16 protein-coding genes are annotated in these 14,661 nt (G+C 40.4%); 7 read left to right on the plus strand and 9 right to left on the minus strand.

Translation table 11 applies throughout. The annotated features are described in order from the left end of the window. The first annotated feature begins 12 nt into the window (after positions 1-12). The 7 genes from SK578_RS06205 to xerS all read left to right on the plus strand — a co-directional run bounded on the left by SK578_RS06205 (position 13) and on the right by xerS (position 4,398). A complete protein-coding gene (locus SK578_RS06205) occupies positions 13-444 on the plus strand; it encodes a hypothetical protein (RefSeq protein WP_042751197.1) in 432 nt (143 codons plus the stop codon). Then, positions 444-800, plus strand: a complete 357-nt coding sequence (locus tag SK578_RS06210) for a hypothetical protein (protein WP_042751198.1) — start codon at positions 444-446, stop codon at positions 798-800. The genes SK578_RS06205 and SK578_RS06210 overlap by 1 nt, the downstream gene beginning before the upstream one ends. A gap of 41 nt (positions 801-841) precedes the next feature. Beyond that, the gene (locus SK578_RS06215) at positions 842-1,264 is read left to right on the plus strand and encodes a hypothetical protein (RefSeq protein ID WP_042751199.1); all 423 of its coding nucleotides are present in this window, start codon (positions 842-844) and stop codon (positions 1,262-1,264) included. Next, positions 1,264-2,544, plus strand: coding sequence for a hypothetical protein (locus tag SK578_RS06220; RefSeq protein ID WP_042751200.1), 1,281 nt, complete (start codon positions 1,264-1,266; stop codon positions 2,542-2,544). Before SK578_RS06215 ends, SK578_RS06220 begins: the two co-directional genes overlap by 1 nt. Further along, on the plus strand, positions 2,526-2,918 hold the full coding sequence (locus SK578_RS06225) for a hypothetical protein (RefSeq protein ID WP_042751201.1): 393 nt from the start codon (positions 2,526-2,528) through the stop codon (positions 2,916-2,918). The genes SK578_RS06220 and SK578_RS06225 overlap by 19 nt, the downstream gene beginning before the upstream one ends. Further along, positions 2,899-3,189 (plus strand): hypothetical protein, encoded by a 291-nt coding sequence (locus SK578_RS06230; RefSeq protein WP_042751202.1) that lies wholly within the window; start codon positions 2,899-2,901, stop codon positions 3,187-3,189. The genes SK578_RS06225 and SK578_RS06230 overlap by 20 nt, the downstream gene beginning before the upstream one ends. A 138-nt stretch (positions 3,190-3,327) precedes the next feature. Next, positions 3,328-4,398, plus strand: coding sequence for a tyrosine recombinase XerS (gene xerS, locus SK578_RS06235; RefSeq protein ID WP_042751203.1), 1,071 nt, complete (start codon positions 3,328-3,330; stop codon positions 4,396-4,398). 72 nt (positions 4,399-4,470) lie between these two features. On the opposite strand, the gene SK578_RS06240 is transcribed toward xerS, so the two are convergent. From SK578_RS06240 to SK578_RS06280, 9 genes are all read right to left on the minus strand, one after another. After that, positions 4,471-5,460 (minus strand): lipoate--protein ligase, encoded by a 990-nt coding sequence (locus tag SK578_RS06240; RefSeq protein ID WP_042751204.1) that lies wholly within the window; start codon positions 5,458-5,460, stop codon positions 4,471-4,473. Positions 5,461-5,521: 61 nt separating this feature from the next. After that, the gene (gene lpdA, locus SK578_RS06245; protein WP_042751205.1) at positions 5,522-7,225 is read right to left on the minus strand and encodes a dihydrolipoyl dehydrogenase; all 1,704 of its coding nucleotides are present in this window, start codon (positions 7,223-7,225) and stop codon (positions 5,522-5,524) included. A gap of 45 nt (positions 7,226-7,270) precedes the next feature. Beyond that, entirely contained in the window at positions 7,271-8,314 is a 1,044-nt protein-coding gene (locus SK578_RS06250; protein ID WP_042751206.1) for a dihydrolipoamide acetyltransferase, read from the minus strand. 326 nt (positions 8,315-8,640) lie between these two features. Then, positions 8,641-9,633, minus strand: a complete 993-nt coding sequence (locus SK578_RS06255; protein ID WP_042751207.1) for an alpha-ketoacid dehydrogenase subunit beta — start codon at positions 9,631-9,633, stop codon at positions 8,641-8,643. Positions 9,634-9,648: 15 nt separating this feature from the next. Then, the gene (locus SK578_RS06260) at positions 9,649-10,617 is read right to left on the minus strand and encodes a thiamine pyrophosphate-dependent dehydrogenase E1 component subunit alpha (RefSeq protein ID WP_004260317.1); all 969 of its coding nucleotides are present in this window, start codon (positions 10,615-10,617) and stop codon (positions 9,649-9,651) included. Between the two features lie 156 nt (positions 10,618-10,773). Next, entirely contained in the window at positions 10,774-12,132 is a 1,359-nt protein-coding gene (gene pdrM / locus SK578_RS06265; RefSeq protein WP_042751208.1) for a sodium-coupled multidrug efflux MATE transporter PdrM, read from the minus strand. 41 nt (positions 12,133-12,173) lie between these two features. After that, on the minus strand, positions 12,174-13,442 hold the full coding sequence (locus SK578_RS06270; RefSeq protein WP_042751209.1) for a dihydroorotase: 1,269 nt from the start codon (positions 13,440-13,442) through the stop codon (positions 12,174-12,176). Between the two features lie 12 nt (positions 13,443-13,454). Continuing rightward, a complete protein-coding gene (locus SK578_RS06275; protein ID WP_001135768.1) occupies positions 13,455-13,919 on the minus strand; it encodes an NUDIX hydrolase in 465 nt (154 codons plus the stop codon). Positions 13,920-13,928: 9 nt separating this feature from the next. Next, positions 13,929-14,582, minus strand: coding sequence for a uracil-DNA glycosylase (locus SK578_RS06280; protein WP_042751210.1), 654 nt, complete (start codon positions 14,580-14,582; stop codon positions 13,929-13,931). Positions 14,583-14,661: the final 79 nt, after the last annotated feature.

The following is a 14,661-nucleotide window of genomic DNA, read 5'->3' on the forward strand; positions in this document are numbered from 1 at the left end:
AGAAAAGCTTAAATGAGTAATTCTGGCATCAAAAAAAGTCATAAAAGGTTACTAATATTTTTGTCAATCGCAATTATCACAGCAGGAGGTGTTTTTATGTTTTCTATGTTAGGGAAATCCCAAGAAGAGCGTCGAAATAGAGAATATGAAGTTAGTTTGGTTGAAACCTTAAAAGATAGTTATGAGGGTATTGAAAAAATTAGTTTTTCTAATGCTAACTACACAAACCCACCAGGAAGTTGGACTTGCGTAGTTGAACTATTTTTTAATGAGAAAAGTATAAAATATAAAATTAATTATTCGAAAAAAGATAAACGTATTTCTGACATATCTTTAGAGAGAGAGAACAGAAAAGAGGATCGAGATTTTTTGAATAGTCACTTGGGAAAGACAAATAAACTCACAAAAGTTGTTTATTCAGACGGTTCAGAAGGAGAATATTAATGGTGTATAGTTATACTGATAAACAACTTAATGAATTAAATCAAGGGAAAAATGTTTATAGTGTAAATTCTGAGTATGCTGAAAGGGAAGTTGAAAAGAAGGTTGTATCCAAAACAGATGATAAGTTATTTTCGGATGAAACCAACACCATAACCACTTCTGATGGTCAAGAATTCCGTGTCGTTGTCACTAAGTTTGACCTAGGAACAGGTTTTGATGTTTTGGCGGTAGCTCCTATGGTCAACGGCGAACCAAATTATAAAAATGTAGCTGTGATTGCTGCAGGGACGGATCAAGAGAGTCCTACTAAGACTGACAGATGTAAAACAACTTTTTCTTATTATAGTGTAATATAGACTAATCTTATAGTATAATAAGAAAAAGGAGAAAAGCTTAAATGAATAATTCCAGCAATAAAAAAAGTCATAAAAGGCTGCTAATCGTTGTATCACTCGCAACCATCACAGCAGGAGGTGTTTTTATGTTTAGTATGTTAGGGAAGTCTCAAGAGGAACGTCGAAATAGAGAGTACGAAGTCAGTTTGGTAAATTCCTTAAAGAATTCCTACCAAGGGATTAAGGAGATTAAGATTTCCAATCCAAACTACACAAACCCTCCAGGTTCATGGTCTTGTGATGTAGAAATCAAATTTAATGATGAAAGAAAAACTAACTATAGGATAGGTCATGGACTTAATGATAAAAAGAATTATCAAGGATCATTGACCAATGAGAAAAGGCAATTCCTTAACAATTACAAAGGCGTGACTGACTTAAAAGTAATTGTTACATATTCAGATAATAGCACAGGAGAACAATGATGACATTTTCCTATACAGATGAGCAGTTAAACAATTTGAATCAAGATTATGCTGTATATAGTGTAAATCTTGAGTTCGCTAAGCGTAACGGTAGGACTTATGTCAATTCAAATCTCATTGAAAATACATCTCCTGATGATTTAGAAAAAACCAACACCATAACCACCTCTGACGGACAAGAATTCCGTGTTGTTGCCACTAAGTCTGACACTGAAACAGGTTTTGATGGGCTGGCAGTTGCACCAATTGTCAATGGCGAACCAGATTATAAAAATGTAGCCGTGATTGCTGCTGGAACGGACCCTGATAGTCCGGTGAATAAACAAGGTCCTTTTACACGCGATGTCTATAGTGCTATAGTTGCTAGACAAACTTATTTATCTCCACAATATAAGGTTGCTGACCAATTCGTAAAAGAAATTATGGAAGATTCCAGATATGAAGTTAGTCAACTATCCGGTTATTCACAAGGATCCTACATGCTGAAAGTAGGGGCTAAATACCACATCCCTACGACTACCTTCAATGCTTGGTTTAAATACGGTGCACTCACACTGGAAGAAAAAGAATTTATCGAAAATAATCCTGCTATGTTTATAGATTACCGTAGAAAACATGATGATGTAGTACGTTGGAATGACTCTAATCACCCAGAAAGGTACACCAGTCCGATTGATATTACAAATTCTATGCCTAACACGATTCATTGGCTTGATGGGACAAGTCACAAAATTGGTGACTGGGAGTTTGATCCTGTAACTGGTCAAGTTATAGATGCTAAAGGTGGAAAACCCTTAATTAGTGGTGTTTATCGGGCTTATGCCAACAGTCTCCGAGGAATGGCTCATTACAAGGACTTGAAGTCAAAATGGTCATCAGGTGGCATTAGTAGCTCTGAGGAAATATACTTAGATGCAGCTCAAGGTTCTATCTTATCATCATCTATGGCTACAGCAGCAAGAACTGGAGCTGATGAAGTGAGCGCCTTAGCCAAGATTGCTAACCAAGAATTACAAGAAATTTGGTCAAAAATCGATTTTACAAGCTACACAGCCTTGGCTCCCTATGAAGTTGAAATTCTTTTTGCTAGCCAAGGTATCACTCAAGCACAGTTTATCGATACTTTTCAGGCAGAAACGGATCAAATAGTCGCTAAGATGAATGCTCCCGCCCAAGCATTTGAACAGTTAGATAAACAATTACAGGAAGTCATCGAAAAAACAGTGGCAACAGACACACAATTTGCTAAGGAGTTCAGACAATGGAAAGCAGAGATGTAAAATGGGATGCCATTAGACAAAAAGAGAGGGAAATTCTTAACCTCGAAGAACAATACTATCTGGAAAAGAAAAAGTTAGAGAAAAAGACACTAGAATTAGAGGAACGTTCTGTAAGATTGGAAAGGATCATGAACGAAGAAGCTGATAAAATGTGCCTAGTATTAAGAAAGTTTTCATCACCAGCTGATTGTGTTAGAGAGTACTTCACAGACATAGAAAATTTGAGATATCATTCTAACCAAGTCTATAGAACTAATGAAATAAAACTGGAAGAAGAAAAAGAAAAAATAGATAAAGAATTTCGACAAAGAAAAAATATCTTAGATGAAGAATATCAAAAACTAAGGAGAAATTATGCAAGCACCAATGAATGAGTACTATACTGATGAAGAATACCAATACGCTCTAAAACAAATGTATCGCATGATGGAAAGAAATCGTATTCTGGCACAATGCCAATTGGCAAAGACCGCTAAAAATCAAATAAAAGAAAGATTTGACCAAAAATCGAAAACAATTGCAAGAGATACTAAAGCAACAATAACAAGTATTAACAGCCAAATGGACACTGCAATACAAGGAAAAGTCCGCAAAAGTCTTGAAACAAAAATACCTAATATGTTAGTCAAGTATGATGATATATAAAGAAGAATTTTTCGTATGGTTATATAGTTTTCTTTGCATCTGTGTCCTCTATAACATCTTTCCGAAAAACTACAATTTTCTTGAAAAATATATAAGTCTATGCTATACTACTAGTAGACTTATTTATGGAGAAAATACATGAAACGCGAGATTTTACTGGAACGAATCGACAAACTAAAACAAATCATGCCCTGGTATGTTCTGGAATACTACCAATCTAAGCTTGCTGTCCCCTATAGTTTTACAACCTTGTACGAATACCTCAAGGAATATGATCGATTTTTCAGCTGGGTTTTAGAGTCTGGTATCTCAAACGCCGATAAAATATCTAATATTTCTTTATCTGTCTTGGAAAATATGTCTAAGAAAGACATGGAATCCTTTATCCTTTACTTACGTGAACGTCCTTTGCTGAATGCTAATACAACCAAGCAAGGAGTTTCTCAGACAACCATCAATCGGACTTTGTCAGCACTTTCTAGTCTTTATAAGTATCTGGCCGAGGAGGTTGAAAACGATCAGGGGGAACCTTATTTCTATCGTAATGTAATGAAGAAAGTTTCAACAAAGAAAAAGAAAGAAACACTTGCTGCCAGAGCTGAAAACATCAAGCAAAAACTCTTTCTTGGTGATGAAACAGAAGGTTTTCTTACTTATATTGATCAAGAGTATCCACAACAACTTTCAAATCGTGCCCTATCTTCATTTAATAAAAATAAAGAACGTGATTTGGCTATCATTGCCCTTCTCTTGGCGTCTGGCGTCCGCTTATCTGAAGCTGTTAATCTGGATATAAGGGATCTCAATCTCAAAATGATGGTTATCGATGTCACTCGAAAAGGTGGCAAACGTGACTCGGTCAATGTCGCTGCTTTTGCTAAGCCTTATTTAGAGAATTATCTTGCTATTCGAAATCAACGCTATAAGACAGAAAAAACAGATACAGCCCTTTTTTTGACTCTCTACAGAGGTGTTCCCAATCGTATCGATGCTTCCAGCGTTGAGAAAATGGTTGCTAAGTACTCTGAGGACTTCAAAGTCCGTGTAACACCCCATAAACTACGACATACCCTAGCAACCAGGCTCTATGATGCCACTAAATCGCAAGTTTTAGTCAGTCACCAGCTAGGACATGCCAGCACACAAGTCACTGACCTCTACACCCATATCGTTAATGATGAACAAAAGAATGCTCTAGATAGTTTATAATTTTACGTATTTTAAATTATGTAAATACATATCAAAAAAAGAAGCTGGTCCTACAACCAACTTCTTTTTGTTTTATCCAACTACCGCTTCAGCGATTTCTTCACGGCTAATACCAGCGAAGTAGCGTGTGATATCAATGGTTTCTAGCGCCTTAAGGACATCTTCGCGTTCGTATTTCACTCCACGAAGGACATCTTCTACTGCAGCAACGTCTTCAATACCAAAGAAGTCACCGTAAATCTTAATGTCTTGGATTTTTGATTCGAGAACATTAGCAAAGACTTCCACCTTACCACTAGTGAATTTTGTTCCACGACGGATGTTAAATTCAGGTGATTTACCATAGTTCCAGTCCCAAGTACCAAACTTAGTATCTTTGATACGGTTAATTTCAGCCAATTCTTCCTCAGAAAAAACGTATTCAGTCATCTCTGGGTACTCTTTTTTCATGTATTCCAAGAGTAAATCACGGAATTCTTCGACTGTGATTTTTTCTGGTAATTCATTGATAATATTGGTCACACGAGCACGAACAGATTTCACACCTTTTGATTCAAATTTATCTTTTGAAACCTTGAGGGCATTAGCAAGGACTGACAAATCAACGTCAAAGAGCAAGCAACCATGGTGCATGATACGGCCATTGATATAGGCTTGGGCATTACCACAGAATTTCTTACCGTCGATTTCTAAGTCGTTACGACCTGTGAACTCAGCTTTAACCCCAAGTTGAGCCAAAGTATTGATAACTGGAGTTGAGAAGCTCTTAAAGTCAAAAGCCTTGTTTTCATCTTCTTTTGAAATGATCGTGTAGTTGAGGTTATTTAAATCGTGGTAAACAGCTCCACCACCGCTAATACGGCGGACCACCTCAATACCATTTTCTCGAACATAATCACGGTTGATTTCTTCGATGGTATTCTGGTGACGACCAACAATGATAGATGGCTTGTTAATCCAAAGTAGGAAGATTTGATCCTCATCCAAAAGGTGTTTAAAGGCATATTCTTCCAAGGCGATATTAAAAGCGGTGTCGTTTGAATGATTGATAATGTATTTCATGAGATACCTTCTTATACGATAGAGACTGGAAAGATATTTTCCAGTCTATTCTATCTTTCTTTTATTTTTTCTTAGGTGAATGGATGGCCATTCCTAAAACATCCGCAAATGCTTCGTACATCACTTCAGAGTAGGTAGGGTGACCGTGGATAGTCTTCAGCATTTCTTCAACAGTAATTTCCATTTCGATAATGCTTGATGCCTCGTTAATCAATTCTGCAGCTGCAGGACCGATGATATGAACACCAAGGATTTCCCCGTATTTCTTATCAGCGATGACTTTAACAAAACCTTGAGCTGCATCCGATGCAATAGCACGACCGTTAGCAGCAAAGTTGAACTTACCGATGGCAATATCGTACTTCTCACGAGCTTGTTCTTCTGTCAAACCTACTGCTGCAACTTCAGGGAGAGTGTAGATAGCTGCAGGAGTCAAATTCAACTTGGCAACAGCATGATTTCCTTTAAGGGCATTTTCAGCAGCAACTTCACCCATACGGAAAGCTGCGTGAGCCAACATCTTCGTACCGTTGATGTCACCTGGTGCGTAAATACCTGGAACAGAAGTTTCCATGTATTCGTTGACCTTGATACGACCACGATCCAATTCAAACTCAACATCGCCAATACCTTCAAGATCCGGCACACGACCGATTGAAAGAAGAGCTTTATTTGCAATGATATCGTCTTTTCCTTCAACCTTGATACGAAGTTGACCATTTTCCTCGATGATTTCTTGCAGTTTAGTACCAGTTAAGATGGTCATTCCTTTACGCTCAAGGATCAAGCGAAGGTTCTTAGACACTTCTGCATCCATAGCTGGGACGATACGGTCCATCATTTCGATGACAGTCACTTTTGAGCCAAATGTCATGAAGGCCTGACCAAGTTCGATACCGACAACTCCACCACCGATGATAACAAGACTTTCTGGAACTTCGTTCATTTCGAGAATGTCATCACTGGTCATCACAAGTGAAGATTCCATACCAGGGACGTTGATCTTGCTGACTTTTGAACCACCAGCAAGGATGATTTTCTTGGTTTCAAGCAATTCAGAACCATTTACCAAGACATTCTTGTCTTTAGTAATAGTACCGATACCCTTATGCACAGTAACTCCGTAGCTACGAAGAAGTCCTGCAACACCACCAACAAGAGTATTAACAACTTTAGACTTGGTTTCAAGGAGTTTGTCCATATCTACAGTGAAGTTTGGATTTTCGATGACGATACCACGGTTTGCTGCGTGACCGATGTTTTCGATGATTTCAGCGTTGTGAAGGTATGTTTTAGTTGGGATACATCCACGGTTCAAGCAGGTTCCGCCGAGTTCAGATTTCTCAACAAGGGCAACCTTACCACCGAGTTGGGCAGCTTTAATGGCTGCAACATAACCAGCAGGACCTCCACCAATCACAACGATATCAAAAGCATCATCGCTCTTACCATCATCGTTTGAGGCACTTGCTGCAGGTGCTGGGCTAGCTTCTGGCGCTACGGCTCCAGCTGTTGGGATATTTTCTCCTTCTTCGCCAATGTAACCGATAACTTCCGTTACAGGGACTGTTTCACCGTCCCCTTTAAGGATAGCAATCAAGTACCCATCTTCTTCGGCTTCCAATTCCATGCTGACTTTATCAGTCATGATTTCCAAAAGGATTTCTCCTTCTTTTACAAATTCTCCGACTTTTTTATTCCATTGGACGATTTGTCCTTCTGTCATATCCACGCCGGCTTTTGGCATAATTACTTCTAAGGCCATGTCTTCCTTCCTTTATCTATATCTTAAAAATGAATACTCTTGCTCTTAAATCAACATTGAGATTGGATTTTCAATCAATTCTTTCAAGTCCTTCATAAACTTAGCACCAGCCATACCATCTACGACACGGTGGTCAATGGTTAATCCTAGGCTCATGATAGGGCGAATCACAATTTCACCATTGACGACAACTGGCTTCTCAATTGTCGAACTGACACCAAGGATAGCTGAGTTTGGTTGGTTAATGATAGGACCAAAGGACTGAACGCCAAACATTCCCAAGTTACTGATTGTGAATGTTGAATTTTGAAGTTCACTTGGAGCCAATTTGCCATCCAAGGTACGGCCAATCACATCCTTGAAGGCTACAACCAGTTCTGAAAGACTCATCTTCTCCGCATTGTACACAACAGGTGTCATCAGTCCATTATCCATCCCAACTGCCATCGCAAGATTGACATAGTTGTGAGTGATAATGGTCTTGCCATCTTCTGTCAATGAAGCGTTGATGTATGGGTGTTTCATAAGAGTCTTAACAACTGCAAGTGAAAGAAGGTCTGTTACAGTAGTCTTCTTCCCAGTTGCTTCCATGATTGGTTCAAGCACCTTCTTACGAAGAGCCAACATTTCAGTCATATCAACTTCATAGTTGAGCGTGAAGGTTGGCGCAGTTAGGTAAGATTCAACCATGCGTTGGGCAATAACCTTACGCATTGGTGTCATTGGAATACGCTCGATTTCACCGTATGGTGTTACGTTATCAGGGACTTCTTCCACTTTTTCAATCTGAGCAGGAGACTTGATGCTATCGTTTTCGATATTTTCAGGAAGCAGGGCCAAAACATCCTTCTTCATGATTTTACCACGATGACCGGTTCCTTGGATTTCCTGCCAAGCAATGTTATGTTCGAGGGCAATTCGTTTTGCAAGTGGCGAAATGCGAACCACGTTTGTGTCTTTATAAGTTTCCACGTCTTCTTTGTGGACACGACCGTTTACACCTGAGCCAGAAATGTCGTAGAGGTTGATCCCTAGATCATCCGCCAACTTTCTAGCTGCAGGAGTCGCTCTTAGCTTGTCATCAGCCATGACCTCTCCAATTCTATACTAAGATATTAAGGACGAAGAGGGCAATGAAAAAATAGGAGATTGACGATGTGTTCGATGAACACAAGGAAATCTATCTTTTTTTCGAAGACCTCCGTCCGAATTCAATTAAATGATACAAAGGGCGTTAAAAGCGACTGAAAAATAGGAAATCGACGATGGCTTCGATGAAGCCAAGGAGATTTATCTTTTTTCCGAGCTTTTAGCCCGTGCTCTAATCTAAGATATTAATGACGAAGAGCTTTGCACCTAAAAGATACAAAGTTTCTCGTCAGCTTTATTTTTTACATAACTTGTTTTATGTAAACTTATTCTTTATTATAAGTTTTTCGGATGGCATCATTGATGCTTTCAACTGTTGGAATCATTGCATTTTCTAGGTTTTGCGCGTAAGGCATCGGCACATCTTCTCCTGCACAACGACGAATTGGTGCATCTAGATAGTCAAATGCTTCAGATTCTGAAATAATAGCTGAAATCTCTCCGATATAGCCGCTTGTTTTATGGGCATCGTTAACCAGAACAACTTTACCAGTCTTCTTAACTGAGTTAATGATGATCTCCTTATCAAGCGGAACAAGGGTGCGTGGGTCAACAATCTCAACAGAAATTCCTTCTTCTGCTAATTCTTCAGCTGCTTGAACCACACGGCGAAGCATTTTTCCATAAGTAACAACTGTTACATCCGTACCTTCACGTTTGATTTCCCCAACTCCAAGTGGAATCGTATAGTCTGGATCAACTGGTACTTCCCCCTTTTGGTTAAATTCTGACTTGTACTCAAGGATAATAACAGGGTTGTTATCACGGATAGAAGACTTAAGCAGTCCTTTCATGTCCGCAGGCGTACCTGGTGCTACAACCTTAAGTCCTGGGATATGAGTGAACCAAGACTCTAGAGATTGTGAATGCTGGGCTGCAGAACCAACTCCGTTACCAGCTGCACAACGAACAGTCATTGGAACCTGACCTTTCCCACCAAACATATAGCGTGTTTTAGCTGCTTGGTTTACGATATTGTCCATGGCAATGACCGAGAAGTCCATAAAGGTCATATCGACGATTGGACGAAGTCCTGTCATGGCTGCTCCTGCTGCTGCTCCAGAGATGGCAGCTTCAGAAATCGGACAGTCACGAACACGTTCTGGACCAAATTCTTCAAGCATTCCGACAGAAGTACCGAAGTCTCCTCCGAAGACACCGACGTCTTCTCCCATCAAGAACACATTTTCATCGCGACGCATTTCCTCAGACATAGCAAGGATAATGGTGTCACGGAAGGACATTGTTTTTGTTTCCATTTTATCTCTTTCTCCTTAGTCTGCGTAAATATCTTCAAATGCTGATTCAAGCGGTGGGAATGGACTTTCCTCTGCAAATTTAACAGAAGCTTCTACTGCTTCCTTAACTTGCGCTTGGATTTCTTCCAATTCTTCGGCACTTGCAATAGTGTTTTCAATAAGGTAATTGCGGAGGTTTTCGATTGGATCTTTTTGTTTCCACAACTCCACTTCTTCACGTGTACGATATTTACCAGGGTCAGATGATGAGTGACCGAGCCAGCGATAAGTGACACTTTCAATCAAGACTGGACCATTGCCACTGCGAACATGATCAACAGCTTTCTTAAATCCTTCATAGACGTCGATGACATTGTTACCGTCTTCGATGAACATTCCAGGAATTCCATAAGCGGCGCTACGTTGATGGATATGTTCTACATTGGTCATTTTCTTGATATCCGCAGAGATACCGTAACCATTGTTAATGCAATAGAAAATGACTGGCAACTTCCAGATAGAAGCCATATTTACTGCTTCGTGGAAAACACCTTCGTTGGTCGCACCATCTCCAAAGAAGCAGACAACGATTTTACCAGTATGTTGCATTTGCTGACTGAGGGCTGCACCAACAGCGATTCCCATACCACCACCTACGATACCATTTGCACCAAGGTTACCAGCATCAAGATCGGCAATATGCATAGATCCACCTTTACCTTTACAGGTTCCAGTGTATTTGCCAAGGATTTCAGCCATCATTCCGTTGAGGTCAATTCCTTTGGCAATAGCTTGTCCGTGACCACGGTGGTTTGAGGTGATCAGATCATCTGGATTGAGAGCCAACATAGCCCCCACGTTAGCTGCCTCTTCTCCAACAGAAAAGTGCGTCATCCCTGGCACTTTCCCTTTCTTTACTAATTGCGCAATTTTTAAGTCCATACGACGGATTTCTTCCATCTTACGGAACATTTCTAGCAAAAGATTTTTATCTAAAGTTGACATCTTCTTGCCTTTCTAAGTTTCTTCTTACCTTACTATTTTACCGTTTTTGGCAAATACTGTCAAAGTTTTTCTAAAGAAAAATTCACAAAATAAAAAAGAAAACCCAATGAGAACAAGGGATTTTCTTATCAAGAATATTTTTTCACAAACTTTTTATCATTTAGATTTTGCTAAAGATTCAAATCTCTTCATAATCACAGTTAAACGCCAACGGTAGAGAACCCCACTCACAATTAGACTAATAATCAAGCCGATCCAGTAAGAATAAGCTCCAAAATCTGTTAGAGAGTCGAATACCATAGCTACTGGGAGTGTCACCCCCCAGTAACCAACCAAACCAAGGTAAAAAGGAATAACGGTATCCTTATAACCCCGCAAAATTCCCTGAAGCGGTGCCGCAAAGGTATCTGCTAACTGGAAGAAAAGGCTGTAAGTCAAAAAACGCGCTGTCAAATCGATAAATTCTGGCTCGTTCCCATAAAGACTAGCCACATTTCCCCTAAAAATGTAAAGAAAGGATAAGGTGAAGGCCGCAAAAATGAGAGCAGTCCATCTTCCTAGACCAATATAGGTTTTCGTATCATCAAATCGCTTGGCTCCCACTTCATAGGAAACAACAATAGCCATAGCCGATGAGATACTCATAGGAAAGGCGTACATAAGACTTGAAAAGTTCATAGCTGACTGGTGACTAGCGATAATCAAGGATGAGAACTTAGCCATAATCAAGCCAACCACGGAAAAGATAGCAACTTCCGCAAAGACAGTTCCCCCAATAGGAAGACCTAAGCGAACTCCTTCCTTGATTTTATCCATATTAAGAGGAATTCGTTTCTCAAGATGTAGGGCTTTGAGCTTCTCCTGTTTAAATAGAACCAGTACAGAAATTCCAAGCAAAACCCAATAAGCCAAGGATGTTCCTAAACCAGCACCAGCACCTCCCAGTTCTGGAACACCAAAGGCCCCGTAAATCAAGAGATAGTTAAATCCACTATTCAAGGGAAGTAACAAAAGCATGAGGTACATAGACAGTTTGGTTAAGCCTAGCGAATCCAGCAAAGAACGAATGACACTAAAAAGCAATAAGGGGATAATTCCGATAGATAAAAACCAGAGATAGCGAACCGCTACTGCCGCCACTGGTGCTTCTAACCCAATATGATTCAAGATTGGTGGTGCCAAGAAAAGCACCATCCCCAGCAAGAGCACGGATAGGCCCAAGGCCAGATAGATGAACTGGTAAAAATCAGACGAAACCTCTTCCTTTTTGCCTCGACCAAGATGGTGACCAATTATGGGCACCAGGGCTGACACAATCCCTGTTAGGAATGTAAAGAAGGGGTTCCAGATACTGGTTGCCATAGACACACCAGCCAAGTCCATGGTATTGTATTGGCCAGTCATAGTCGTATCAACAAAGGAGGCAGAATAATTGGCAAATTGATAAATCAGGATAGGGAAAAATATCTTTAAAAATAAGATAAACTTGTCTTTAAAATGATGGGTTTGGTACATATAGGCTCTCTATTCTTTTTGTTTACAGAGCAGACTCCCACCTAGTTTTGATAGACAATTTGTCCCTTACAGATGGTATATTTAACCTGCCCTTTTAAAGTTTCACCGATGAATGGTGAATTAGCTGCTTTTGAAGCAAAATGGGAGTCCACAAGGCGGTCAGCCTTAGCATCAAAAATAGTGATGTCCGCTGGACCATTCTCAGCCAAGTAACCTGCTTCAAAGTTGTAAAGTTTGGCTGGGTTGTATGTCATCTTTTCAAGCAATTCCATTAAACTCAACTCACCAGCTTCCACCAAGTAAGTCAAACCGAGAGAAAGAGAGGTTTCTAAGCCAGTCATGCCAGATGGCGCTTTGGTAATATCTTCGACATTTTTTTCATCCGCATGGTGAGGCGCGTGGTCAGTCGCTATCACAGTGATAACGCCTGATTTGAGGCCTTCGATAACAGCACGACGGTCTGATTCCAAACGAAGGGGAGGATTCATCTTGGCATTGCTACCTTGTGTCAAAAGGAGCGCTTCGGTCTTAGAAAAATGCTGTGGCGCTACTTCTGCTGTGACTTGCGCACCTAGCCCTTGTGCAAACTCCACTACTTTAACACTTTCTTCCTTAGACAAATGCTGAATATGGACATGAGCCTTGGTTGCATAGGCAATCATGACATCACGCGCCATCATAGCATACTCAGCCACCCCAGTTGCACCACAGATATGGAAATGTTCTTTAGCAATATTTTCATTAAAACCAAGAATCCCATTCAAACCTGGATCTTCCTCATGAAGACTAATGAAGGTATTAAGCTTTTTAGCTTCCTCCATGGCTTCCTTGACAACTTTACTACTTTCAAGTGGGATACCGTCGTCTGAGAAACCAACCGCACCAGCTTCTAAAAGTGCCTGAAAGTCTGTCAAATCTTGGCCATTAAAGTTTTTAGTAATGGTCGCAACCGTCTTAACATTAATCTTTTCTTTGGTAGCTGACTGGAGAACTTCTTGCAAAGTCTCCACGTCTGAAATGGTTGGGCTAGTATTAGCCATCATGACAACAGTTGTAAAACCACCTGCAGCGGCTGCTAGGGCACCGGTATGAATATCTTCTTTATGTGTTTGACCAGGTTCACGGAAATGAACATGGATATCAACCAAACCAGGCGCAACTACAAGACCAGTAGCATCAAGCACCTCTGCCCCTTCTTCTTTAATCTCAGGCGCAATTTTGACAATTTTCCCATCTTGAACCAAGACATCACACACTTGATCCAAACCAGACTTGGGATCCATTACACGACCATTTTTGATTAGTAGCATCTGCTTTCTCCTTTATTCATAGAAATCAACTTGGGTATCCAACAATTTGTCCCCATCATAAACAAACTTGGCTGAAAAGAAGGGTTTGTCCTCTAAAAGCCACTCAACAAAGGTATGGTCACCCTCCCAAGTTGGCTTACTCAAAACCTCGTCATAGGGAACCCATTCTAGCGTTCCCTCATTGCAGTCAATCAAGTCCCCTTCAAACTCTGTCACCTTAAAAACATAGGTGTACCAGTCTAAATCTGGTGTAAATTCAGGAAAAGTGATAACACCTTTTAGAACTGGCTTGGCTTTCAGTCCTGTCTCTTCGAGGATTTCACGCGCTGCACATTCCTGTGGAGTCTCACCACGCTCCAGCTTACCACCCACACCAATCCATTTCCCTTCATGGACATCATTTGGCTTTTTATTGCGATGAAGCATGAGCAGTTCTTTCCCGTTATCAATGTAGCAAATTGTCGCTAACTGAGGCATATTTTCTCCTTATCTAAGCCAATCGATTGGCTCTTGTCCTGTTTCTTTTAAGAATGCATTGGCCTTGGAAAAAGGCTTGGAACCCCAAAATCCTCTATAAACCGACAAAGGACTGGGATGGGCTGATTCGATAACCAGGTGATGAGGATTGGTAACCAAGGTCTTCTTCTTGCGTGCATAAGCTCCCCAGAGTACAAAAACAACTGGTCTATCTAAATGATTAACCACCTGAATCACAGCATCCGTAAAAGGCTCCCATATCTGCCCAGCATGACCATTGGCCTGCCCAGCAGGAACCGTCAAGCAAGCATTGAGAAGCAAGACTCCTTGCTCAGCCCAAGACGTTAAATCATGAGATTTCTTAACTCCGATGTCATCTGCTAATTCTTTCAAGATATTTTGCAAGGATGGCGGAGCTGGGATAGAGTCAGGAACAGAAAAACTCAAGCCCTGCGCTTGACCTGGCCCGTGATAGGGATCTTGCCCTAGAATCACCACCTTAACGTCTTCAAGCGGTGTTGTCAAGAGAGACTGAAAAACCTTTTCCTTGGGTGGATAAATAGTCCCCTGAGCATAGACCTGCTCCATAAACTGATTGATTTTCCCAAAATAACCCTCAGGTAATTGCGCCTTAATCAAAGCATGCCAAGACGAGTGTTCCATAGCCAACTCCTTCGTTTTTACTGCCTCTATTATAGCAAAAAGTGGCTTTCTAAACCACTTTTTACAGTATCTACAAACA

The organism is Streptococcus mitis (genome assembly GCF_000722755.1).
Lineage (GTDB): Bacteria > Bacillota > Bacilli > Lactobacillales > Streptococcaceae > Streptococcus > Streptococcus mitis_CM.